Below are 22,276 nucleotides of genomic sequence, written 5' to 3'. Positions count from 1 at the left end.
GCCTTGGATAAGAACGAGCTGCAAAAGCGTATGGAACAGGCCATCCGCCTGACGGCACCTGGTCAGCCGATCCGCACTGCCCTCGACATGATCATCGCCGGTCACCTGGGCGCCCTTATCTGCGTCGGCGACACCGAAAACGTGCTCGCTGCCGGTAACGACGGCTTCCCGCTCAACATTTCGTTCACCTCGAACCGTCTGTTCGAGCTCTCCAAGATGGACGGTGCCATCGTCATCGACGGCGACCTCACCCAGATCCTGCGCGCCAACTTCCACCTCAATCCCGATCCCTCGCTTGCCACGAGCGAGACGGGCATGCGTCACCGCACCGCCGCTCGCATGTCGGTGCTCACCGATGCCATCGTGATCTCGGTCTCGGCCCGTCGTGCCGTCGTTAACGTGTACGTTCACGGCAAGAGCTACGAGATCCAGCCCGTCACCACCATCATGAGCTCGGTCAACCAGCTCGTCGCCACGCTCCAGACTACTCGTCAGTCGCTCGATCGCTCCCTGCTGCGCCTGACGGCACTCGAGCTGGACGACTACGTCACGCTCGCCGACATCACTGGCATCTTCTCGAGCTTCGAGATCATGCAGCAGGCAAAGACCGAGCTTAAGGATTGCATCGTCAAGCTGGGCAACCAGGGCAAGCTCGTGCAGATGCAGCTCGAGCAGCTCGCCGGTTCCAGCATGGATACCGAATACGACCTGATGATCCGCGACTACGCGAGCGATTCCTCCGAGGCAAACGCCGAGAAGATTCGTGCAGAGCTCGCTCGCATGACGCCTAAGGACCTGTCCGACCCGCAGCACGTAGCGGCAGTTCTGGGTTACGACGACCTGGACGAGGACTCCGTCATGACGCCGCTGGGCCTGCGCACGCTTTCGCGCGTGTCCGTCGTGCGCGACGGCGTGGCCGAGAAGATCGTCGACGAGTATGGCTCGCTGCAGGAGCTCATGGACGACATTAGCGAGGATCCGGAGCGCCTGGGCGACTTTGGCGTCAACAACCCTGCCATTCTTGCGGACTCGCTGTACCGCATGAAGGGCACCAAACAGGGGAACGCATAATGGCGCCCGTATGCGCCGTGGTCGTTGCCGGTGGCAGCGGCCAGCGCTTTGGAAATCCCGGCGGCAAACAGCTCGTTAACGTGGCGGGCCGTCCGCTCATGAGCTGGTCCATCCGCGCGTTCGACCGGAGCGACAAGGTCGGCCACATCGTGGTGGTGTGTCCTGCCGAGCGCCGTGCCGAGATGCGCCGCCTTGCCATCGACCCGTTTGACTATGACACGCCCATCAGCTTTGCCGATGCCGGCGATACCCGTCAGGATTCCACCCGTGCCGGCGTGCATGCGGTTCCGGCGGGTTTCGAATATGTCGCCATCCACGATGGCGCTCGTCCGCTCATTACGACCGAGGCCATCGACCACGCTATCGACGTGCTCATGGGTGACCGCTCGCTCGACGGTGTCGTGTGCGGTCAGCCCGCGATCGACACGCTCAAGATCGTCGACGGCGATAATATCGTCGAGACGCCGCCGCGCGAGCTCTATTGGGCCGCGCAGACGCCGCAGATTTTTAGCGTCGACGCCATGAAGCGCGCTCACGCCGCTGCTATCGCCGAGGGCTTTATCGGTACCGACGATTCATCGCTGATCGAGCGCATGGGCGGGCGCGTCCGCTGTGTCCAGAGCCCGCGCGATAACCTTAAGGTGACGGTGCCCGAGGATTTGCGTCCCGTAACCGCGATTCTGCTCGGTCGCATGGCCGAGGGAGAGGACCTTCCCCATGTTCAGTAACCTGCGCATTGGCCACGGCTACGACGTCCACCGTTTGGTGGAGGGGCGTCGATGTATCATCGGTGGGGTCGACATTCCCTACGAGCGCGGCCTGCTGGGCCACTCGGATGCCGATGTGCTCGCGCACGCCTTGGCCGACGCCATTCTGGGCGCCTGCCGCGGGGGAGACATCGGCAAGCTATTCCCCGACACTGATCCTGCCTACGAGGGTGCTGATTCGATGGTGCTGCTCGCTCGCGTGATGGACTATGCGCGCGAGCTGGGCTTTGAGTTTGTCGATGCCGATTGCACCATTGCCTGTCAGCAACCCAAGATCACCCCGCACCGCGATGCCATGCGCGCCAACCTTGCCCATGCCCTGGGCGTTGACGTCGAAAATGTGGGCGTCGCCGCCACCACGACCGAAAAGCTCGGTTGGGAAGGCCAAGGCGAGGGAATCGGCGCCTGGGCCGTCTGCCTGCTACAGAAAACCGTTAAGGAGTAACGAATGCGTATCTACAACAGCGCTACCCATAAAAAGGAAGAGTTTCAGCCCATCGAGTCCGGCAAGGTCCGCATGTACGTGTGTGGCCCCACGGTCTACGACAACATCCACATCGGCAACGCCCGCACGTTCATCAGCTTTGACGTGATTCGTCGCTGGCTCATCGCGAGCGGCTACGAGGTTACGTTCGCCCAGAACCTCACCGATGTCGATGACAAGATCATCAAGCGCGCCAACGAGCAGGGCCGTACGGCTGCCGAGGTCGCGACGGAGTTTTCCGACAAGTTCATCGGCGTCATGCGCGCCGCCAACGTGCTCGATCCCGATGTGCGCCCCCGCGCCACCAAGGAGATCGGCCCCATGATCGCCATGATCAAGACGCTTATCGAGCAGGGCCACGCTTACGCAGCCGATAACGGCGATGTGTACTTTGCCGTGCGCAGCGATCCCAACTATGGTCAGGTCTCGGGCCGCAACATCGACGACCTTATGGTTGGCGCGCGCATCGAGGAGAACGAGGACAAGAACGACCCGCTCGACTTTGCCCTGTGGAAGGCCGCCAAGCCGGGCGAGCCCAGCTGGCCGAGCCCCTGGGGCGAGGGCCGTCCCGGTTGGCACACCGAGTGTGCCGCCATGGTGCACCGCTACCTGGGCACTCCGATTGACATCCACGGCGGCGGCTCCGACCTTGCCTTCCCGCATCACGAGAACGAGTGCGCTCAGGCCACCTGCGCCTGGCACCAGGGCTTCTCCAACACCTGGATGCACACGGGCATGCTGCTGGTTGACGGCGAGAAGATGTCCAAGTCGCTCGGAAACTTCTTTACGCTGGCCGAGGTTCTCGAGCAGCACTCCGCTGCCGCCCTGCGCCTGCTGATGCTGCAGACGAGCTATCGCTCGCCGCTCGACTTCTCCTGGGAGCGCCTGGAGGGTGCCGAGAATTCGCTCACGCGTATCGCCGGTACGGTCGAGAACCTGCGCTGGGCCGCGAACCATGCGACGGCCGATGCCGATGAGGCAGCATCCGAGGCGTTTGCCGCCAAGGCCGCCGAGACCCGCGCCGCCTTTATGGAGTGCATGGACGACGACTTTAACACTGCCGGTGCCATGGGTGCTGTCTTTGGCTTTGTCACCGAGTGCAATCAGTATCTGGAGCAGGCAGGCGACGCTGCCGACAAGGCCGCCGCGCTTGCTGCCGCCGACACGCTGGCCGAGCTGCTCGATACGCTTGGCGTTGAGCTCCCCGAGCCCAAGGTCGAGCTGCCGCTGGGCCTGCTGGGCGTTGCCGCCGGCCTGGTTGCCTACACGGGTGACGACGTGGACGAGGCCGCTGCCAAGATTCTCGAGGCCCGCGCCGAGGCCCGTGCCGCCAAGAACTGGGACCTGGCTGACGCTATCCGTGACCAGCTCAAGGACCTGGGCCTGACGATCGAGGATACTGCCGCGGGCACCCGTATTAAGACTCTCTAATCCCTTCGGGTTTCCCAAGCGCCCGACCTTGCCGTTCAAACCGTCGCTCGCGTACTCAAGTACGCGTCGCTCCTCTTTCACGGTAATCTCGGGCACTTGGAAAACCCGTACCGACCGCCCGAGCCACGGCACCTTGCCTTTCAATCGTCGGGCATGACCTCAAGGTCTATGCCCTCCTCTTTCAAGGCAATCTGCCGCACCTCGGGCGGTCGGTCTATTTGTTTCGTTTGATAGTTGTATTTAGGAGGTCGCTTTATGGCCGACAATCGCAAGCGTACGCCTCGTGGCGGCAAGCAGGCTGCTTCTGGCTCGCGTCCGATTCGCCGTTACGATCGCGCTGCCGCTCCCAAGGGCCAGCGCGATCGTACCCAGGCCGCACGTCCGCAGCGCAACCGCGACAACGTTCAGGCTCCCAAGGGTGAGTTTATCGAAGGTCGTCGTGCAGCCGCCGAGGCGCTGCGTACCGGCTTTCCCGTCAAGTGCGCGCTCATTGCCGAGGGCGGGGAGCGCGATGCCGCCCTGTCTCGTCTGGTCGATGACCTCAACGCCGCGGGCGTCCGCATTAAGTATGTGCCGCGCGCGCAGCTCGATGCGCTGTCGAGCCATGGCGCTCACCAGGGCATTGCGCTCGAGGTTGGCAACTTCCCCTATGCCGATGTTGCCGATATCCTCGACCGTGCGGGCGACGGTCCGGCGCTCGTCGTCGTGCTCGACCATGTGACCGACGACGGCAACTTTGGCGCCATCGTGCGCTCCGCCGAGGTCGTGGGCGCGGCGGGCGTCATCATTGCCAACAAGCGCGCCGCCGGTGTGACCGTCGGCAGCTATAAGACTTCTGCTGGCGCCGTCATGCACCTGCCCATCGCGCAGGTTCCCAATATCGCCCGTGCGCTCGATGACCTCAAGGCCGCCGGCTTTTGGGTGAGCGGCGCCTCCGAGCGCGCCGAAGGCAGTTGCTGGGACGCCCCCTTCGAGGGCCGCGTTGCGCTCGTCATGGGTTCCGAGGGCGACGGCATCTCGCGTCTTGTGCTCGAGAAATGCGACTTTTTGACTAAGCTTCCCCAGCGCGGCATGACCGAGAGCCTCAATGTTGCCCAGGCGACCACGGCGCTATGCTTTGAGTGGCTGCGTCGCAACGCCGGCGAGCTCATGGGGGAGGAGTAGCGCATGTCCAAGAAGAACCGCGCCAAGTCCAAGGCCAAGCGCTTTGGCGAGGGCTCGGCCAAGCCGATTGTTTCGGCCGCGACCTATGGCGTGGGCGGCAATGCGTTTGCGCAGGCTATCGCCGACCCGGTCTCGACAGTGCATTCCAATAAGCCCGAGCTGCTGGTGGTCGACGGCTACAACGTGATTCACTGCACGCCGCGCTACGAAAAGCTCGTCTACGACCATTCCGACGATCCGTATTCCAGCGACGTCCACGATATGGCGCGCACCGCCCTCATCAACGACGTTGCCGCGTTTGCCCAGGGCCGCTACGAGGCCGTAATCGTGTTTGACGGTGCGGGCAATATCTCCAGCGAGCGCCCCAACCTGCCGGCCCGTGGCGTGCGTATCGAGTTTTCGCCGACGGGCGTATCGGCCGATACCGTGGTGCAGAAGCTCTGCATCGAGGCGCGCGAGGAAGGCCGCGCGTGCTCCGTGGTGTCGAGTGACGGCACGATCCAGGCCGTCGTCATGGGCAAGGGCGTTACGCGCATCTCGAGCCGCATGCTGGTGGACGAGATCAAACAGATCGATAACGACGTTCACGAGGCAGAGGAAGCTCCGCAGATCAAGATGACCCTGGGCAGCCGCTTGAGCCCCGATGCCCTGGCCAAGCTCAAGGCCCTGCGCGGGAGGTAGGTAGACCTTCAATGGGGGCTGCTTTCTCGATTGACCAACCAACTGGTTTGTAATCAGTGGGTTGCAGGCCGGCCTCGCCAAAACGAATAGTTTTTGGTTCTGGCGAGCAGATAAAACTATTCGTTCTGACGAAGGGTTTTGAGATGTGGTCGGTCAAAGGGTCTGTTGCGCCTCGTCCGCAATTCCTTTATTCTTAACTGGCTTCGCGTGAAAGCGCCAAGTGTGCCAGTGTGGCGCAACGGTAGCGCAACTGATTTGTAATCAGTGGGTTGCAGGTTCGATTCCTGTCACTGGCTCCATGAGTTTTCGCAGGTCGGGGGCCGTATGGCTCCCGATTTTGCATTTTCATGCAACAGCTCATGCAACAAACATGCAACAATTAAATCGGAATTGCATTTATGTGTGTTTTGTGACCGATGTCCAATGTCCATAAATGCGTGCAACGAAGCAGGAAAAGCAAAGCTTACAGTTGCTGTCTCCATTAGAGTTTTGGGCTTTGTTTCTCCAACTGGGATAGGGTGGAAAGTGACCAAGGTGCCGAGAGCTCCGATGCTGCCTCTCGAAAGATCGCGCGCCGTGCGCGGCGCTCTTTCCTGTAGCCCATGGGTATTACTATAGTCTAGATTTAATTCGGCGCGAGAAGTCAAGGGCGACAAGGATTTCCCGTCGTTTGTGAGCAAGGTGATTGAAAGGACTCATGATGATTAATAGCGTAGAGGACCCAACGGTTGCCAATATTCTGTCGACCGATATGCTAAAAATCTATGACATTCCTCGTTACCAGCGCGAATACACTTGGAATCAGCGCGATTGGGCGAATCTCTATGACGATATCACCCAAAACGATGCCGGATACTTCCTGGGCTCGTTTATTGTCGTGAACGGGACTGTGAATTCCAAGATGGATACCATTCACTATGAAGTCATCGATGGCCAGCAACGCCTGACGACGCTCAGCCTTCTCCTTGCTGCCATCTACGCTCGCGTTATGGAGCATAAGGATTCTATCGACGATGACCTGATGCTGGACGATGTCCGCCCTCTGCGCAATCGCCTTATCCTGAAATCCGACAAGTCGAGGACGCGCGTTATTCCTCAGGTTCAGAATCATAACCTTGAGGATTACCGCTGGATCTTGAAGGAACATATCGGTTTAGACGTCGTTATGCAAAAGCCGAAGTTCCTCGGTCTGAGAAAGATGTCTAAGGCATTCAACTATTTTTACGATCGATTGGGCGAGGAAGTTGAAGACGGGAGCGGGATCGAATGTGTTCATGCCCTGCTTGATATCTGCAAGCTGGTGTGCTCCGCAGTCGTGGTCCAGATTACCGTCGATAGCCATGCGGACGCCTATACCCTGTTCGCGTCCCTTAACAACCGCGGTGTCCCCTTGAGCGCCGTTGACCTCATCAAAAACATGCTTCTCGGCAAGGTTGCCGGGGTGGATGACGGACGGCTCGACTATTACTTTGAACGCTGGCAGGAAGTGCTCCGCAATCTCGGCGATGACTACAAGACGCAGGAGCGCTTCTTCCGCCAGAACTACGATGCCTTCCGCCGGGAGGTAAATAAGCCATTTATCGGCGAATCAGGTTCCCAACTCCCCCTCGGTTCCGTTGCCACGCGTTCCAACCTTCTGAAAATCTACGAGAAGCGGATGGAAGCCGATGACGGCGCCCTTAAGGTGTTGGACGAGCTGACCGAGAATTCCGCACTCTACTCGAAGATCATTGGGCTCGATCAAGAGAGCCCGGATTCCGAGCTTTCGCATCAGCTTTTGGAGCTTTCGAGAGCGCAGGGCGTCGCATCTTACCTGATGCTGCTGTTCCTTTTCAAGAAGCAGGACCAGTTGGAGCTAAAAGATGAAACCCTCGCGCTTCTTGTTAAGCTCCTTGTCTGCTTCTTTGTCCGACGCAACCTTACCGATACGCCTCCCACGCGTGACCTGGAGAGGCTCTTCATCAGTATTTGCGAGAGCCTCGAAAGCGAGGGTCTCAAGGGCATTGCGGCCGCGGAATACATCAAGAAGCGCCTCGTCGACGTGTCTGCCAGTGACGCTTCCTTCAAAGAACGTCTTGAAGGGCCGATTTACGATGTCAATCCCGATATGACGCGCTACATCCTGACCGTTATTGCATCACCGAGCGTTACGAAGGAGATGAAGCCACTTTGGGATCGATATGACTCCGGAAACTACGTTTGGACAATCGAGCACATCTTTCCCCAAGGTAAGAACATTCCCGACGAATGGGTGAAGATGGTTGCGGACGGCGACGTTTCCAGGGCGATTGAGGTGCAGGAGAAGCAGGTTCATACGCTTGGAAATCTGACTATCACCGGATATAACTCAAAGCTGAGCAACATGCCCTTTGTGACCAAGCGAGACCGCAAGGATGCGAACGGGGCGAACGTCGGATACCGCAACGGGTTGAACCTGAACGACGAGTTGGTAAACACGGATACCTGGACCAGCGAGCAGATTCAGGAGCGCACAGACAAGCTCGTTGGACTCACTTTGAAAGCTTTTGACTTTGACGAGATTGAGTTCTAGTGACCTCCAGCCAATATCTTGGGGACATTCGGCCCAAACGATTCAATCTCAATCTGTAACATCTAGACCGGTATTTCTCTTCAAGCTGTTATAGATTGAGATGTTAAGACGGGTTGGCGGGTAATATCTCGATCTGTAACACGAAGAGGCTGAAAACCTTTCTTACTGTTACAGAATGAGACGGAAGTCGGGGCTACTGCGTAGTATCTCAATCTGTAACAGATAGGGGAGAAAATATTCTCTAGATGTTACAGATTGAGATAAAGGCCGGGCCGGTCCAAGTCATTCTGGTCGAGCGTGGCTTATCGGACATACGAGCGTGGATAATCTCCCGCTTAGTGAATGAGCGTGGATAATCTCCCACTTTGGGCCCAGTGGCACGCCAAAAGTGGGAGATAATCCACGCTCGATTTCAAACGGGAGATAATCCACGCTCGAATCTGTCTGGGAAGCCCGATCTCGACCTATATATAGGTGCAAATGAGTCGTTATCGAAGTAATCATTCTGCAGGCTCACTCCACTACGCCAAAGTGTTCCCTCGGGAAATGTCACTGCTATATGCAAATTCACCGTCCTCCATATCCAAACTCAGCAAAACCGCAGGTCAAAGGTATGTAGATACGCCCGGCACCGTGTATCTAGAGGTTTTCGTTGACAGCCCCCAAGGTGGCATCGTATTATCTTCTTCGTTCGCGGGGGCGGCGGTCCAAAAGACCAAAGGACCTGCGGATACTTGAACGATTGGGAGTTTGCCCGAGTGGTTAATGGGGACGGGCTGTAAACCCGTTGGCTATGCCTACATAGGTTCGAATCCTATAGCTCCCACCCGTCAAGTGCCTGTATAGCTCAGTCGGTAGAGCACTTCGTTGGTAACGAAGAGGTCACCAGTTCAAGTCTGGTTGCAGGCTCCATCCGGCGGTGTAGCTCAGTTGGTTAGAGCACACGGTTCATACCCGTGGCGTCACTGGTTCGAATCCAGTCACCGCTACCATAGGTAACACGGTGGCTTCTCAATAGTATGTTGAGAGGCCACTATGGTATAAAGGCAAAGTCCCGTCCGGGGACGACCTGTTTAGAGGAGGGCTTTATGGCCAAAGAGAAGTTTGAGCGCACTAAGCCGCATGTTAACATCGGCACCATTGGTCACGTCGACCACGGCAAGACCACGCTGACCGCTGCCATCACCAAGGTTCTCTCCGAGACCGAGGGCTGCAAGGCTGACTTCACTGCGTTCGAGAACATCGACAAGGCTCCCGAGGAGCGCGAGCGCGGCATTACGATCTCCGTCTCCCACGTCGAGTACGAGACCGCTGCCCGTCACTACGCTCACGTTGACTGCCCGGGCCACGCTGACTACGTCAAGAACATGATCTCCGGTGCTGCTCAGATGGACGGCGCTATCCTGGTCATCGCCGCTACCGACGGCCCCATGGCTCAGACCCGCGAGCACATCCTGCTCGCCCGTCAGGTCGGCGTTCCCTACATCGTCGTCTTCCTGAACAAGTGCGACATGGTCGACGATGACGAGCTCATCGACCTCGTCGAGATGGAGACCCGTGAGCTCCTCTCCGAGTACGATTTCCCCGGCGACGACATCCCCGTCATCCGTGGTTCCGCTCTGGGCGCTCTCGAGGGCGACGCCAAGTGGATGGACGCCATCCGCGAGCTCATGAAGGCTGTCGACGAGTACATCCCGACGCCTGCTCGTAACAACGACCTCCCGTTCCTGATGGCCGTTGAGGACGTTATGACCATCTCCGGCCGTGGTACCGTTGCTACCGGCCGTGTCGAGCGCGGTGAGCTCAAGCTCAACGAGCCCGTCGAGATCGTCGGCATCAAGGATACCCAGAACACCGTCGTTACCGGTATCGAGATGTTCCGTAAGTCCATGGACTTCTGCGAGGCTGGCGACAACGTCGGTCTGCTGCTCCGCGGCATCAAGCGCGAGGACATCGAGCGCGGCCAGGTTCTCTGCAAGCCCGGTTCGGTTACCCCGCACACCAAGTTCACCGGCGAGATCTACGTTCTGACCAAGGAGGAGGGCGGCCGTCACACCCCGTTCTTCGATGGTTATCGTCCTCAGTTCTACTTCCGTACCACCGACGTTACCGGTACGGTCAAGCTCCCCGAGGGCACCGAGATGGCTATGCCTGGTGACCACATCACCATCGAGGGCGACCTCATCCACCCGATCGCCATGGAGGAGGGCCTGCGCTTCGCTATCCGCGAGGGCGGCCACACCGTCGGTTCGGGCATCGTCTCCACGATCATTGAGTAAATTAGCTCTTTGATATAGCTGACTTAGAGAACCCGGCACTTATATGGGTGCCGGGTTCTTTTCTGCAATGGATATTGAGCCGTTGCTGGTGTCGAGAGGATCGATAATGGTCCTGGGTGCACCGTCGATTAGATCTCGTTGGCTCCATTGATGTGTTCCAAATATGAATGGGTTCACCGAGAACCAATTGATTCGAGGTTTTCGTTGACAGCACTTACGTAGAGCTGATAAAGTATCAACTCGTGCCCGTACGGGGCGGAAATGAAAGGTCAGGATACATGCGAACTCTAGTTACTCTTGCGTGCACTGAGTGCAAGCGCCGCAACTATACGACCACCAAGAACAAGTCGACCATGCCTGATCGTATGGAGATCAAGAAGTATTGTCCCTGGTGCCGTCACCACACGCTGCACAAAGAGACTCGCTAGTCTCTAGTCACATACGCCAGTAGTTCAATTGGTAGAGCATCGGTCTCCAAAACCGAGTGTTGAGGGTTCGAGTCCTTCCTGGCGTGCCAGTCATTATTCCGTAAGCTCCCAATTGGGGGCTTACGGTTTACTCATGTATAAGCGCATTGCGCGGAGGTAACCCAAATGGCCAACAAGAAGAACAAGAAGAAGGCTCAGCAGCAGGCGCCTGCCAACAACGCTGCCGCCAACTCCAAGGTTGAGGCCAAGAAGGCCGTTGCCAAGAAGAACGAGAAAGCTGCGAAGTCCAAGAAGAACGAGAAGCCTGGTTTCTTCGCCCGCACCAAGAAGTATTTTGCTTCGGTGAAGTCCGAGATGAAGCGTGTCACGTGGCCCGATAAGAAGGAGCTCGTGAACTACTCGGTCGTCGTTTGCGCTTCTCTGATCGTCGTCGGCGTCGTCATCGCTCTGCTCGATGCTGGCTTTGGCGAGGCTCTTGCTCTGTTCTCTGGATTGAGGGGCTAAACCATGTCTAAGCGTTGGTACGTCGTTCACACTTACTCTGGATACGAGAACCGCGTTAAGTCCGATCTCGAGCATCGCATCGAGACTATGGGCATGCAGGACCGTATCTTTGACATCGAGATTCCTATGGAGCGCGTCACCGAGATTAAAGAGGGTGGCAAGCGCGAGACCAAGGATTCCAAGATTTTCCCGGGTTATGTCCTGGTCCGCATGGAGATGGATGACGATGCTTGGACGTGTGTTCGCAACACGCCCGGCGTCACTGGTTTCCTAGGCGGCAATGGCAAGCCCGCTCCGCTTTCCCGTGACGAGTACAACAAGATGACTCGTCGTCCCGGTAAGGGCGATTCGCCCAAGCGCACCTCGGTTGATATTCAGGTCGGCACGTCCGTCCGCGTCACCGATGGCCCGCTTACCGACTTTGATGGCAAGGTCTCCGAGGTTAACACCGAGGCTGGCAAGCTCAAGGTCACGCTGATGATCTTTGGCCGCGAGACGCCGGTCGAGCTCGACTTTAACCAGGTCGCTGTCATCGCTTAAGTTTTCGTCCGTTCGCGCGAGCGTGCTTCTTCTGTGACTGCTCATCTCAGGAGTGCTTCTAACACGTGCGTGCTTACGATATAGCAAGTACTTCACACTCGTGATTCGAAAGGAATGACCATGGCTGAGAAGAAGGTTGCCAACGTCATTAAGCTCCAGATTCCTGCTGGTGCAGCTAACCCCGCTCCTCCCGTCGGCCCCGCTCTGGGCGCTGCTGGCGTGAACATCATGCAGTTCTGCCAGGCCTTTAACGCCGAGACGCAGGACAAGAAGGGCGACATCATCCCCGTTGAGATCTCTGTCTACGAGGATAAGTCCTTCTCCTTCATCACCAAGACCCCGCCGGCGGCTCACCTCATCAAGAAGGAGCTGAACCTCAAGTCTGGTTCCGCTAAGCCCCAGGCCGACAAGGTTGGTCAGCTCTCCCAGGAGCAGCTCACCAAGATCGCCGAGATCAAGATGCCGGACCTCAATGCCAACGACATTGACGCCGCCAAGAAGATCATCGCCGGTACCGCCCGTTCCATGGGCGTCACCATCGCTGAGTAGCGATTTCTTATGGTAACGACGGGTGCTCCGACCGGGGCGCCCGTTTAATGTGTGCAATAGGGCACACGATACGATGTGGGAGGGCTCACGCCCGTTTAACCACAGGAGGTAATGCACATGGCTAAGCATGGTAAGAGCTATAACGCCGCTGCCGAGAAGATCGACCGCGCCACGCTCTACACCCCCCTTCAGGCTGCCAAGCTCATCAAGGAGCTCGACACCGCCAAGTTCGACGAGACCGTCGAGGCCCACTTCCGTCTGGGCATCGATACTCGTAAGGCTGACCAGAACATCCGTGGTTCCATCTCCCTGCCCCACGGCACCGGCAAGACCGTTCGTGTTGCCGTCTTCGCCGAGGGCGAGAAGGCCCGCGAGGCCGAGGCTGCCGGCGCCGACATCATCGGTTCCGACGAGCTCGTCGCCCAGATCCAGAAGGGCGAGATCAACTTCGACGCCGCTATTGCTACGCCGAACATGATGGCCAAGGTTGGCCGCATCGGTAAGATCCTTGGTCCCCGTGGCCTCATGCCGAACCCCAAGCTCGGCACCGTGACCATGGACGTCGCCAAGATGGTCTCCGAGCTCAAGGCTGGCCGCGTTGAGTACCGCGCCGACCGCTACGGCATCTGCCACGTGCCCCTGGGCAAGAAGTCCTTCTCTGAACAGCAGCTCGTCGAGAACTACGCTGCCCTGTACACCGAGATCCTGCGCGTCAAGCCCTCTTCTGCTAAGGGCAAGTACGTCAAGTCCATCTCCGTGTCTTCCACCATGGGCCCTGGCGTCAAGGTCGATCCCGCTGTCCAGCGTGACTTCCTGGCTGAGTAACTGCTAGTTACTGCCTGAGCAAAGCAAGCATTGCTAAAGAAACCCGGTTCCGCCTCGTGTGGGACCGGGTTTCTTGCTATCTCGGGCCAAAACCACCACAAAGGGGACAGGCACCTTTGTGGTGGTTTTGGCACTTTGGCGTCAATGTTATGGCATCGCAGCGAGCCGGTTCCAAGTGCCCCAGGTCGCCCCGAAAGAGGAGCGACGCGTACTTTGGTACGCGAGCGACGGTTTGAGGGGCGAGATGGGGTGCTTGGGGCCGGCGCAGCGTCAAGCCTTAAAGGTGGTTACCAGGGCGTTCTTGCGGTTGAGGACTCGATGGCATCGTGGCGTTTGAGCTCGCGGCGCATGGTTTGCGAATTGAGCCAGGCCGCCTGCCAGCCACGGATGGGGTAGCGCGTCTGGTCGAGCTCAAACTGCGTATAGCCGCAGGCGTTGATGATCGTCGTTCCACACACATGCTGCCGCTCGCGCTGAAAATCGTAACCGTAGCTTTGGTGTACATGCCCATGCACCATGTAGTCGGCCCCCCAGGACTCAAGCGCCGTGTTAAAGCACTCAAACCCTCGATGCGGCAGATCGTCCAGATCACCCATACCGGCCGCGGGTGCATGGGTAAGCAGAATGTCGCACCCGCCGACCATCCTAACCTTACGCGACAGCTTACGCATGCGCTTGGACATCTCGCGTTCGGTGTACATGTTGGCGCCGTCGCGATAACGCATGGACCCGCCAAGGCCCGCAATGCGAATCCCTCGGTATGTGTACACGCTGTCTTCCACGCAGATACATCCACCCGGTGCATGACGTGCGTAGCGGTCATCGTGATTGCCGCGTACGTAGATGAGCGGTTTGTTGATGACTGTGACCAAAAACTCAAGATAGTCCGGGTCCAGATCGCCGGCGGACAAAATCAGGTCGACACCCTCAAAGCGTTCCTTGCGAAAGCACTCCCAAAGGCATCGTTCTTCGGTATCGGCTATGGCAAGGATCTTCATAGGGCGGTAACTCCCGGCTCATCGTCGAGCTGCGGAATGGTGCCTACCACGTTGTCCGCCAGCCAATTCATCTCGACAATCTGCGTGCTCGGCAGCGGAGGGAAGCCTTCGATCTGTACCACGCCGCTCTGGCTGTGGAGCTCGCCGCCAAAGGGGTTGATGGAACCCTCGACAATGCCGTTGCGGAGCAACTGCACGAGTTTGCGCGTCTGGTAGGGTAGGCCCGGAGCGTAACGGATATCGATAACGCCCGAGCTCATGCCGTACCAGTAGTTGACGGCGCGAACCTGATTGTCGTCACTGGTCTCATCCCAGGTGCCATGCAGTAGGCTTCGCACGATGAGCTCGTAGTAACGGCCCCAGTTCCATACCGGCATGGCGATGCCGGAAACCTTGCCATCGACCAGGCGGTGGAGTCCGTAGGCCGTAGGGTCTTCGAGCGACTTTGACATGTCAGCGCCGGTCATGACGCTCACGCCTTCGCGGCACATGGCCTCGGCAAGACCGCCGGCGGGCACATCGCCCCAGGTGAGGATAATTTGCGCGCGGGGGTCGAGCAGCGAGGCGCCGATGGCAAAGGCATTGATCTCGCTGAGCGCGCCGGATGCGAAGACCGACGCGTGGTAACCGATGCGGTGGTTGTCCGCCATGCTGGCGGCAAGGGCGCCCAGGAGAAACTTGGCCTCGTACATCTTGCCAAAGTACGAACGGACGCTTTGATGGGGGAGGCCGATAGAGCAGTTGAGGAACCGAACCCGGGGATACTCAACGGCAGCCCTGAGCGTGTATTCCATCAGGCGGTGCGAGGTCGAGAAGATGACGTTATCTCCATGTTTGACAGCCGTTTCCACGGCGGCGTAGAACACGTCCGGATCGTGACAGTCCTCGAACGCCTCGGTGCGCACGATACCGCCAAAGTGCTCATCGAGATACTGACGCCCTTGGTCGTGCAGGCTGTCCCAGCTCGACGTCGCACAGGGGAACTCATGGATAAAGGCGATGCGCAGGGGGTTGGTCGCTGAGTAGACGGTCTTGCCCATAAAGAAGTTGAGCACACCGGAGGTGGACTTGGCGGGCGTCTCCTCCTCGTCGACGCTCGGTGCTTCGACGAGATCGACCTTGTCCTCGTCATTTTTGCCGGCAATGACCAGCTCGCGCCAGATCTTGCACAGGCGGTTTACGACGATATCCGTCGGCGTATCCAGCAGGCGGTCCTGGTTGTACACATTGAGGTACACGAGCATGGCGTCGGCGGGCGTAATGTCCAGGTGATCGCCGCCTGCGCGAAGGTAGGCACGCTTAAAGAGCAGGAAGGTGTGACGCAGGTAGTCGACCTTTTTCTGCGGCCATTTTTCGATAAGGTTCTGACCGAGCATCTTGGCGAGCGTTTCGTAGCTTCCCTCACGCGAGAACTCGATCTCGTATAGGGGGCAGACGCGCCAAAACGCGCAGAACTCACCGTACAGGCGGCTTTCGACGGAATCCCATGTGCCGGGGTAGAGACGGGTGACCTTGGCCGAAACCGTCGGGGCGTCTAGGAATTTGAGGACACTGACGCGTTTGTTGCCTTCCTGGACATAGAACCGATGCATGAACTCGGTGACGATGATGGGGTCGCGATAGCCCTCGGTCACCTGGATGTCGTAGAGGTTTGACCACTTGCGGGCGAACTCGGTGTTAAACGGAAGCAGGGGCATAAAGTTACACGAAAAGGCGGACTGACGGCCTTTGGTGACCGTGCCGACGACCATTTCGAGCGGAATATCCCGCAGGCCGACGCTCACTCGCTGACCTAAGGGGAGCTGAGCAACCAAACTGTCGAGGTCCGTAAGGTATGGATGCTCGCTTTGGCTAATGGCGCGACGGCGTCCCTGCTCGCCGCGCTTGCGTGCTTGACGATAGGCCTCTTCCATGGTGTCTACTCCCTTAGTCGTTTAAACAACGATATGAACCATGGTACCACGAATGAAAACCACTACAAAGATGCCTGTCCCCTTTGCGGTGGTTTAGGCAATGATGGGGGCGATGGCGCGGATGCAGGCGTCGGCTGCCGTGAAAGTGGTGCTGTCGTCGCTGACGATAAAGATGATCTTTCCTTTGATGCCAAAGTCGCCGATTTCGCTAAAGAGTACGTAGGGCTCCTTGTCAAAGCCCGAGATGGGCGAGACGGCCGTTTTGGTTGCGCTCGTGAGCTCGTCTGCCAGCGCGTCAAGGGAAGCCCACTTAGACGTGTCCTTTACGGCAACGGGCACGACCACGCGTCCAAAGGGCATCAAATGCACGAGTGTGTTCTTGGAAATGTTGGAGTTGGGGACGATGATGGTCTGCCCGCAGGCGTCCTCGATGGTCGTGTGGCGCCAGGTGATGTCCTGGACCACGCCCGACACGCCGCCGACCTCGATATTGTCGCCGGGCTTGATGATGCCCATAAAGGTCACCTGCATGCCGCCGATAAGGTTTGACAGCGTGTCCTGAAAGCCCAGCGAGATGGCGATGCCGCCGACGCCAAGAGCGGCGACGAGGGCGTTTGCGTTAATGCCAAAGCAGTTGTCGAGGATAAAGCTGCCGCCGATCATCCAGATGACGGCACGCGCGATGTTGATAAAGATGCTCGATGCCGGTAGCGGGTTATCGTCTCGGTTAAGCAGATGGTTCAGGGTCTTGGATATGACCTTGGCGGCGACGGCGGTGCCTATCGCCAAGATGACGGCCCAGATGATGTTGTGGACCCACCGTTGCTCAAAGAAATGAAGAATCGGCTCAAACAATTCCATGTAGGGAAAACCTCCTAATGATCGTTCAACCATGATACCCACCAAGAAGCCCGTCCGATCAAATTCGGACGGGCTTCTGTGCTCGATATAAGGTTTACGCGGCGGGGCTGTAAGGCCCGGCGGTGTAGCTTAGCGTCGACGCTTCCAGATAATGCCAAGAATGATGACGATGATGCCGCCGATAAGGCACGCGCCAACTACTGCCAGCGTGCGGTCTCCCGTTGCGGCGAGCTTACCGGTCGTCTTCTTGGTGATGACCTTCGTGGTCGTCGCGTCCGTCTTAGGCGAGGGCTTAGGCGTCGGGGCCGGTGTGGACGTGGGGTCCACGGCAGTAGCGCCAAAGCTGATGGTGCCCGCGAGCGAGGCCATCTTGCTCTCCCAGCCGTTCTGCCCAATCAGCGCCCTTAGCGCTGACTCGCAGGTACCCCACTCGGTGTGCTTGGTGGCGTTTGCGAAGGTGGGGAAGTCGGTCGTGTTGGTGATGATGTAGTTGTTGGTGGCGACGGTATAGGTCTTGGCGGGGTCGAGCGTGCTGCCGTCCTTGGTGAGTGTGGCACTCACAATGCGCTTGCCTTCGGGCTGCGTCCAATCGATTGTCACGTTGATGCCGCCAAAGGAGAGAACGCTGCCGGAGTCGTCGCGCCACTTGTACATGTCTTGCGCCTCCTGCTCGGTGTGGCCGGCTGCCACGTAGGCTTGCTGAAGCTCGTAGCTGTGATTGCACTCGTCGCTGATTTGCAGCGAGTGCTCGAGTGCTGCGAGGAAGTCCGCGCCGGTCATGGTCCAGGTTTCCACGGTGTTGCCGTAGGGCGAGATGGCGATGACGTTGCCGGCGGTCACGTTGCCCGCCGCGATGCCGCCGCGGATGCCGCCAGCGTTTTCGATAGCGAGGTCCGCGCCCGTCAGGGCAAGATAGGAGCCGCAAATCACGTGGCCGATGGTCTGGGCCTTGGTGGTATCGCCCTCCTTGCTGGGGCGGAAATCGGTGGTGCGCACCATTTCCCAACCATGCGTGCCTGCGGCGTCCTCGCCGTAGAAATAGTTGGTGGTGGATGTGCCGAGCACCTTGTTCGATTCGTTTTCAAAGGCCTCGTCGAGCGGCTTGATCTTGTTGCGGACGGCTTCAAGGCAGCTTTGGTAGTCGGAGCCCTTGTCGGGGTCTGCCAAAAGGTCGTTGACGTTCTTGGCGGTGTAGAGCTTCTCGTCGCTGCCGTCTGCAGGGACCGTGACCGCGTCATCGTCGGTCGTCTCGGTGCCATTGGTGTCGTACTTGTACGGAATGGAAAGCAGCCCCACCTCGGCAAAGGCGCTGCCTGCCTCGACAACGTGGATCGTCTTGCCGTCGACTCCCGTCACCTTCTCGTTAAGGTTGATGTGCTCGTGGCCTGCGATAAGGGCATCGACGCCACGGAGCCGTGTGGCAAAGGTCTTGGCGTTGAGCGTATGCGCGATACAGACGACAACATCGCAGCCCTCCTTGTGCAGCTGCTCTGCCTCGGTATTGATGGCGTTCGTGGCACTCGAGAACGACGTGCCCGCGACCAGGTCCGCGCGCAGCGAGGATCCCAGCGACTCATCCATGGCACCCACGACGCCGACCTTGATTTTGTAGTCGAATGTGGAGTGATCCTCGCTATCCTCCCAGGTGCGATCGAGCGTCTTCGTGATGCTCGAGCTCCATACGCCGCTCGTAGACTTCGCGTTCGCGCAGAGCATGGCGAAGGGCGTGCCGGTGGTGCTGTAGCCGGTCATGGTGCGGAGTTTGTCCGCGCCGTAGCTCCAGTCGTGGTTGCCTGGCGTGGTCGCGTCGTAGCCGTCGGCGTAGAAGGTGTCCATGAGCTCGGCGATGCTCTTGCCCTCGCTCATGGTGGCGAAGGACTGTCCGTGGAAGGTGTCGCCCGCATCGAGCAGAAAGTCGGGGGCGTTGTTTTGGGCGCTATAGAGAACCGCCAGTCCGTCAAAGCCAATGGTGCCCGTGCCCTTGCTTGCGTTGTAGCTGTACTTGTAGCTGCCATGGATGTCGTTGGTGTGCATGACGGCCACGGAGCCGTCAATAGCGGCGGGCAGGTTTCCCGCGAAAGCGAGGCTTGGGATGCCTGCGAGCGCGCCGGCAAACAACGCGGCGGCTAACGCAAGGCGGGGGAGTCTTTTCATGGCAGTTTCCTTAGTCCTTAGCCAGAATGTCTGGTTGAATATCGGATTATCGACATAATATGCGAAAACCGCCGCAAGGGCGCCTGTCCCTTAGCGGCGGTTTTGACGTTTGCGCAGATAAAACCTGCCAAAATAAACCTGTCCCTTTTTGGCAGGTTTTAGCTCAGCAGCATGCGGTCGTTGGCGAGCTCGCCGCCCGAGACCTCCTCGAACTTCTGCAGCAGGTCGGCTACGGTGAGCGACTTCTTCTCATCGCCCGCCACGTCGTAGATCACGTGGCCTTCGTGCATCATGATCAGACGATTGCCCAGACGGATAGCGTCGTTCATGTTATGCGTGACCATGAGCGTGGTGAGGTGGTTCTCGTCGACGATCTCCTCGGTCAGATTGAGCACCTTAGAGGCCGTCTTGGGGTCGAGGGCCGCGGTGTGCTCGTCGAGCAGCAGCAGGCGTGGCCTGGTGAGCGTGGCCATGAGCAGGGTGAGTGCCTGGCGCTGGCCGCCCGAGAGCAGGCCGACCTTGGCGTTGAGACGCGTGTCCAGACCAAGGTCCAGGCGCTTGAGCAGCTCAACGTACTCATCTTTCTCGGCCTTGGTGACGCCCCACGAAAGGCCGCGACGCTGGCCGCGACGCTTGGCGAGGGCCAGGTTCTCGGCGATTTGCATGTCGGCAGCGGTACCGCGCATGGGGTCCTGAAACACGCGGCCCAGGTACTTGGCGCGCTGCGACTCGCTCAGGCGCGAGATGTCGGTGCCGTCGAGCTCAATAACGCCCGAATCGAGCGGGTACACGCCGGCGATCATGTTGAGCAGCGTGGACTTGCCGGCGCCATTGCCGCCGATCACGGTTACAAAGTCGCCGTCATTCAGGGTGAGGTCGACGCCGGTGAGCGCGCGCTTCTCGGTGACGGTGTCCTTGTTAAAGGTCTTCTTGACGTGCGAGAGCTTAAGCATCTGCCTCATCCCCCTTCGTGTAGGAGCTGCGGAGCTTATAGCGCTCCCAAACCACGGGCACGCACAGGGCCACGGCGACGATCACGGCGGAGAGCAACTTCATGTCGTTGGCGTCCATGCCCAACTGCAGCACGATGGCGCGGATAAGGAAGTACACCACGGAGCCAAAGACGGCGGAGGCAAGACGGACGCTAAACTGCGTGAGGCCGCCGGGCAGCAGACGGCCGAGCACCTCACCGATAACAATGGCGGCAAGACCGATAACGATGGCACCGGTGCCCATACCAATGTCGGCATACTTCTGGCTCTGGCAGATAAGCGCGCCCGAAAGGCCGATGAGGGCGTTGGAGAGCACGAGGGCGATCATCTTGGTGGAGTTGGTGTTGACGCCCAGAGCGCGGATCATGTACTCGTTGTTGCCGGTGGCGCGCAGCGCCGAGCCGATCTCGGTGCCAAAGAACCAATACAGGATGGCAACGATAGCCACGGCGAGCAGGATGCCCAAGATGATGGCAACGGTGGACTGCGGCAGACCGGTCATATTGCTGACGGCCGAGAACACGGTGCCCTTGGCAAGAATTGGCGTATTGGACTTGCCCATGATGCGCAGGTTGATGGACCACAGGCTGATCTGGGTGAGGATTCCGGCGAGGATCGCGGGAATCTCAAAGACGGTGGTCAAAATGCCCGTGACGGCACCCGCGATGGCGCCGGCGCACATACCGGCCAGCACGGCGAGCAGCGGGTCGACGTTGTTATTGACGATGAGCACAGCGCAGACGCAGCCGCCGAGGGCAAAGCTGCCGTCGCAGGTCATATCGGGAATGTCGAGCAGGCGGAACGTGATAAACACGCCAAGCACCATAATGCCCCAGAGGACGCCCTGCGAAACGGCGCCCTGCAATGCAATGAGCATGCTTCATACCTCCTAGGATAGGGTGGACACGTGATTCACCATAATAGCGGTAACAATGCATAGAAGAGCTGCGGACAGACGTTTTGTTTTACCTGAAACAAGCAGGGCGGACGCCGGTCTACAGCGCCCGCCCCTGTGGCTCAGATATTGAATAACGCAGCTAAAGCGCGAGCACGGGCTCTAGACGCATGCCGCGTATAGCATTACGCGTCCAGAGCGGAAAGGTCGACGCCCAGGGCCTCGGCCATCTCGTCGTTCTTGACGACGACCAGGTCCTTGCTCGAGAGGTGCTTGATAGGCATGTCTTCGGGCTTGGCCTCGCCCTTCAGAATCTTGACGGCCATCTCGCCCGCGGCGTAGCCCAGATCCTCGTAATTGATGGAGAGGGTGAACAGGCCGCCGGCCATGCACATGCCCTCCTCGCCAGTCACGAAGGGAAGCTTGTTCTCCTTGCAGATCTGGCCCACCTGCGAGGCGCCCGCGGCGATGGTGTTGTCGGTGGGGGAGTACAGCGCGTCGACCTTGCCCACGGCAGACTCGACGACGGACTGAATCTCGTTGGAGCTCGAGACGGTGAAATCGGTGTACTCGAGGCCCAGCTTGTCGAGCTCCTTCTTGGCGGCCTTGATCTGGACGTCGGAGTTGGACTCGGCGGTGCAGTAGAGCAGGCCGACCTTTTTAACGTCGGGCAGGACCTTCTGCATCATCTCGAGCTGCTCGGCGACCGGGGTGAGGTCGGAAGCGCCCGTGACGTTGGTGCCGGGCTTGTCGTTGTCCTGGACCAGGCCGGAGGCGGCGTAGTCGGTGATGGCGCAGCCCACGATGGGGATATCGGCCGTGGCGCCGGCGGCAGCCTGCGCGGCGGGCGTGGCGATGGCATAAATCAGGTTGACGTTGTCGCCCACAAACTTGTCAGCAATGGACTTACACGTGGACTGGTCGTTCTGGGCGTTCTTCTGGTCGATCTTGACCTTAAGGCCGCTCTCCTTGATGGCCTTGACAAAGCCGTCGTTGGCGGCATCGAGTGCGGAGTGCTCGGTGAGCTGCAGAACGCCGATAGTGTAGTCGGAACCGGCGGCAGCAGAGCCGGAACCAGAGTTGCCGCCGCATCCGGCGAGCGGGGCGAGCGCGAGCAGGCCAGCGGAGACCAGAAGGCTCCTGCGGCTGATGGTGATGTCCTTCATATCATTACCCCCAGTATAAAAAT

Annotated in this window: 20 protein-coding genes and 5 tRNA genes; 18 read left to right on the top strand and 7 right to left on the bottom strand. The window is 59.0% G+C overall.

Going from position 1 to position 22,276, the window contains the following annotated elements; genetic code table 11:
- Window positions 1-30: 30 nt before the first annotated feature.
- The 18 genes from disA to rplA all read left to right on the top strand — a co-directional run bounded on the left by disA (window position 31) and on the right by rplA (window position 13,274).
- Entirely contained in the window at window positions 31-1,071 is a 1,041-nt protein-coding gene (gene disA, locus GXM19_RS05690; protein ID WP_006234973.1) for a DNA integrity scanning diadenylate cyclase DisA, read from the top strand.
- Complete coding sequence (gene ispD / locus GXM19_RS05685; RefSeq protein ID WP_006234974.1) at window positions 1,071-1,799, top strand: 2-C-methyl-D-erythritol 4-phosphate cytidylyltransferase; 729 nt, start codon at window positions 1,071-1,073, stop codon at window positions 1,797-1,799. The genes disA and ispD overlap by 1 nt, the downstream gene beginning before the upstream one ends.
- On the top strand, window positions 1,789-2,283 hold the full coding sequence (gene ispF / locus GXM19_RS05680; RefSeq protein WP_006234975.1) for a 2-C-methyl-D-erythritol 2,4-cyclodiphosphate synthase: 495 nt from the start codon (window positions 1,789-1,791) through the stop codon (window positions 2,281-2,283). The genes ispD and ispF overlap by 11 nt, the downstream gene beginning before the upstream one ends.
- A 3-nt stretch (window positions 2,284-2,286) precedes the next feature.
- A complete protein-coding gene (cysS, locus tag GXM19_RS05675; protein ID WP_006234976.1) occupies window positions 2,287-3,753 on the top strand; it encodes a cysteine--tRNA ligase in 1,467 nt (488 codons plus the stop codon).
- A gap of 255 nt (window positions 3,754-4,008) precedes the next feature.
- Window positions 4,009-4,917 (top strand): 23S rRNA (guanosine(2251)-2'-O)-methyltransferase RlmB, encoded by a 909-nt coding sequence (gene rlmB / locus GXM19_RS05670; protein WP_006234977.1) that lies wholly within the window; start codon window positions 4,009-4,011, stop codon window positions 4,915-4,917.
- Window positions 4,918-4,920: 3 nt separating this feature from the next.
- A complete protein-coding gene (locus tag GXM19_RS05665; protein ID WP_006234978.1) occupies window positions 4,921-5,598 on the top strand; it encodes an NYN domain-containing protein in 678 nt (225 codons plus the stop codon).
- A gap of 224 nt (window positions 5,599-5,822) precedes the next feature.
- Window positions 5,823-5,897, top strand: a tRNA-Thr gene (locus tag GXM19_RS05660).
- 401 nt (window positions 5,898-6,298) lie between these two features.
- On the top strand, window positions 6,299-8,149 hold the full coding sequence (locus GXM19_RS05655; RefSeq protein WP_040359003.1) for a DUF262 domain-containing protein: 1,851 nt from the start codon (window positions 6,299-6,301) through the stop codon (window positions 8,147-8,149).
- 744 nt (window positions 8,150-8,893) lie between these two features.
- A tRNA-Tyr gene (locus GXM19_RS05650) sits at window positions 8,894-8,975 on the top strand.
- A gap of 10 nt (window positions 8,976-8,985) precedes the next feature.
- A tRNA-Thr gene (locus GXM19_RS05645) sits at window positions 8,986-9,061 on the top strand.
- Between the two features lie 3 nt (window positions 9,062-9,064).
- Window positions 9,065-9,141 (top strand) — tRNA-Met (locus GXM19_RS05640).
- Window positions 9,142-9,237: 96 nt separating this feature from the next.
- The gene (gene tuf, locus GXM19_RS05635) at window positions 9,238-10,428 is read left to right on the top strand and encodes an elongation factor Tu (RefSeq protein WP_035137538.1); all 1,191 of its coding nucleotides are present in this window, start codon (window positions 9,238-9,240) and stop codon (window positions 10,426-10,428) included.
- Between the two features lie 278 nt (window positions 10,429-10,706).
- Window positions 10,707-10,856 (top strand): 50S ribosomal protein L33, encoded by a 150-nt coding sequence (gene rpmG / locus GXM19_RS05630; RefSeq protein WP_022093895.1) that lies wholly within the window; start codon window positions 10,707-10,709, stop codon window positions 10,854-10,856.
- A gap of 13 nt (window positions 10,857-10,869) precedes the next feature.
- Window positions 10,870-10,945, top strand: a tRNA-Trp gene (locus GXM19_RS05625).
- Between the two features lie 76 nt (window positions 10,946-11,021).
- Window positions 11,022-11,360, top strand: a complete 339-nt coding sequence (gene secE, locus GXM19_RS05620) for a preprotein translocase subunit SecE (protein ID WP_006234983.1) — start codon at window positions 11,022-11,024, stop codon at window positions 11,358-11,360.
- A gap of 3 nt (window positions 11,361-11,363) precedes the next feature.
- The gene (gene nusG, locus GXM19_RS05615; RefSeq protein ID WP_006234984.1) at window positions 11,364-11,900 is read left to right on the top strand and encodes a transcription termination/antitermination protein NusG; all 537 of its coding nucleotides are present in this window, start codon (window positions 11,364-11,366) and stop codon (window positions 11,898-11,900) included.
- A 120-nt stretch (window positions 11,901-12,020) separates the two neighbouring features.
- Window positions 12,021-12,449, top strand: coding sequence for a 50S ribosomal protein L11 (gene rplK, locus GXM19_RS05610; protein WP_022093893.1), 429 nt, complete (start codon window positions 12,021-12,023; stop codon window positions 12,447-12,449).
- A 117-nt stretch (window positions 12,450-12,566) separates the two neighbouring features.
- Window positions 12,567-13,274 carry a 50S ribosomal protein L1 gene (gene rplA / locus GXM19_RS05605; protein ID WP_022093892.1) on the top strand — a complete coding sequence of 236 codons (708 nt, stop codon included), beginning with the start codon at window positions 12,567-12,569 and terminating at the stop codon, window positions 13,272-13,274.
- A 287-nt stretch (window positions 13,275-13,561) separates the two neighbouring features.
- Here the strand turns inward: rplA and GXM19_RS05600 are convergent, their stop codons facing one another.
- The 7 genes from GXM19_RS05600 to GXM19_RS05570 form a co-directional block, all read right to left on the bottom strand.
- Window positions 13,562-14,272, bottom strand: coding sequence for a metallophosphoesterase family protein (locus tag GXM19_RS05600; protein WP_006234987.1), 711 nt, complete (start codon window positions 14,270-14,272; stop codon window positions 13,562-13,564).
- Complete coding sequence (locus GXM19_RS05595) at window positions 14,269-16,185, bottom strand: BMP family ABC transporter substrate-binding protein (RefSeq protein WP_006234988.1); 1,917 nt, start codon at window positions 16,183-16,185, stop codon at window positions 14,269-14,271. The genes GXM19_RS05600 and GXM19_RS05595 overlap by 4 nt, the downstream gene beginning before the upstream one ends.
- A gap of 93 nt (window positions 16,186-16,278) precedes the next feature.
- Window positions 16,279-17,046 (bottom strand): mechanosensitive ion channel family protein, encoded by a 768-nt coding sequence (locus GXM19_RS05590; RefSeq protein WP_006234989.1) that lies wholly within the window; start codon window positions 17,044-17,046, stop codon window positions 16,279-16,281.
- A gap of 129 nt (window positions 17,047-17,175) precedes the next feature.
- Window positions 17,176-19,200: a bifunctional metallophosphatase/5'-nucleotidase gene (locus tag GXM19_RS05585; RefSeq protein WP_006234990.1), complete on the bottom strand. Its 2,025-nt coding sequence runs from the start codon at window positions 19,198-19,200 to the stop codon at window positions 17,176-17,178.
- A gap of 158 nt (window positions 19,201-19,358) precedes the next feature.
- Window positions 19,359-20,153: an ABC transporter ATP-binding protein gene (locus GXM19_RS05580; protein ID WP_040359005.1), complete on the bottom strand. Its 795-nt coding sequence runs from the start codon at window positions 20,151-20,153 to the stop codon at window positions 19,359-19,361.
- On the bottom strand, window positions 20,146-21,069 hold the full coding sequence (locus GXM19_RS05575) for an ABC transporter permease (RefSeq protein ID WP_006234992.1): 924 nt from the start codon (window positions 21,067-21,069) through the stop codon (window positions 20,146-20,148). Before GXM19_RS05575 ends, GXM19_RS05580 begins: the two co-directional genes overlap by 8 nt.
- Before the next feature lie 203 nt (window positions 21,070-21,272).
- Window positions 21,273-22,253, bottom strand: coding sequence for an ABC transporter substrate-binding protein (locus tag GXM19_RS05570; protein WP_006234993.1), 981 nt, complete (start codon window positions 22,251-22,253; stop codon window positions 21,273-21,275).
- Between the last annotated feature and the right edge of the window lie 23 nt (window positions 22,254-22,276).

It is taken from the genome of Collinsella aerofaciens ATCC 25986 (assembly GCF_010509075.1).
Lineage (GTDB): Bacteria > Actinomycetota > Coriobacteriia > Coriobacteriales > Coriobacteriaceae > Collinsella > Collinsella aerofaciens.
This window is presented reverse-complemented; position numbering and strand designations above follow the sequence as displayed.

What these genes read in the sequence shown, in the direction of transcription:
- tuf (WP_035137538.1), top strand. Translation starts at nt 9,238, where the DNA reads ATGGCCAAAGAGAAGTTTGAGCGCACTAAGCCGCATGTTAACATCGGC.
- ispD (WP_006234974.1), top strand. Translation starts at nt 1,071, where the DNA reads ATGGCGCCCGTATGCGCCGTGGTCGTTGCCGGTGGCAGCGGCCAGCGC.
- GXM19_RS05595 (WP_006234988.1), bottom strand. Translation starts at nt 16,185, where the DNA reads ATGGAAGAGGCCTATCGTCAAGCACGCAAGCGCGGCGAGCAGGGACGC.
- rpmG (WP_022093895.1), top strand. Translation starts at nt 10,707, where the DNA reads ATGCGAACTCTAGTTACTCTTGCGTGCACTGAGTGCAAGCGCCGCAAC.
- secE (WP_006234983.1), top strand. Translation starts at nt 11,022, where the DNA reads ATGGCCAACAAGAAGAACAAGAAGAAGGCTCAGCAGCAGGCGCCTGCC.
- GXM19_RS05575 (WP_006234992.1), bottom strand. Translation starts at nt 21,069, where the DNA reads ATGCTCATTGCATTGCAGGGCGCCGTTTCGCAGGGCGTCCTCTGGGGC.
- GXM19_RS05570 (WP_006234993.1), bottom strand. Translation starts at nt 22,253, where the DNA reads ATGAAGGACATCACCATCAGCCGCAGGAGCCTTCTGGTCTCCGCTGGC.
- rplA (WP_022093892.1), top strand. Translation starts at nt 12,567, where the DNA reads ATGGCTAAGCATGGTAAGAGCTATAACGCCGCTGCCGAGAAGATCGAC.
- GXM19_RS05665 (WP_006234978.1), top strand. Translation starts at nt 4,921, where the DNA reads ATGTCCAAGAAGAACCGCGCCAAGTCCAAGGCCAAGCGCTTTGGCGAG.
- GXM19_RS05585 (WP_006234990.1), bottom strand. Translation starts at nt 19,200, where the DNA reads ATGAAAAGACTCCCCCGCCTTGCGTTAGCCGCCGCGTTGTTTGCCGGC.
- nusG (WP_006234984.1), top strand. Translation starts at nt 11,364, where the DNA reads ATGTCTAAGCGTTGGTACGTCGTTCACACTTACTCTGGATACGAGAAC.
- disA (WP_006234973.1), top strand. Translation starts at nt 31, where the DNA reads ATGGAACAGGCCATCCGCCTGACGGCACCTGGTCAGCCGATCCGCACT.
- ispF (WP_006234975.1), top strand. Translation starts at nt 1,789, where the DNA reads ATGTTCAGTAACCTGCGCATTGGCCACGGCTACGACGTCCACCGTTTG.
- rplK (WP_022093893.1), top strand. Translation starts at nt 12,021, where the DNA reads ATGGCTGAGAAGAAGGTTGCCAACGTCATTAAGCTCCAGATTCCTGCT.
- rlmB (WP_006234977.1), top strand. Translation starts at nt 4,009, where the DNA reads ATGGCCGACAATCGCAAGCGTACGCCTCGTGGCGGCAAGCAGGCTGCT.
- GXM19_RS05600 (WP_006234987.1), bottom strand. Translation starts at nt 14,272, where the DNA reads ATGAAGATCCTTGCCATAGCCGATACCGAAGAACGATGCCTTTGGGAG.
- cysS (WP_006234976.1), top strand. Translation starts at nt 2,287, where the DNA reads ATGCGTATCTACAACAGCGCTACCCATAAAAAGGAAGAGTTTCAGCCC.
- GXM19_RS05590 (WP_006234989.1), bottom strand. Translation starts at nt 17,046, where the DNA reads ATGGAATTGTTTGAGCCGATTCTTCATTTCTTTGAGCAACGGTGGGTC.
- GXM19_RS05655 (WP_040359003.1), top strand. Translation starts at nt 6,299, where the DNA reads ATGATTAATAGCGTAGAGGACCCAACGGTTGCCAATATTCTGTCGACC.
- GXM19_RS05580 (WP_040359005.1), bottom strand. Translation starts at nt 20,153, where the DNA reads ATGCTTAAGCTCTCGCACGTCAAGAAGACCTTTAACAAGGACACCGTC.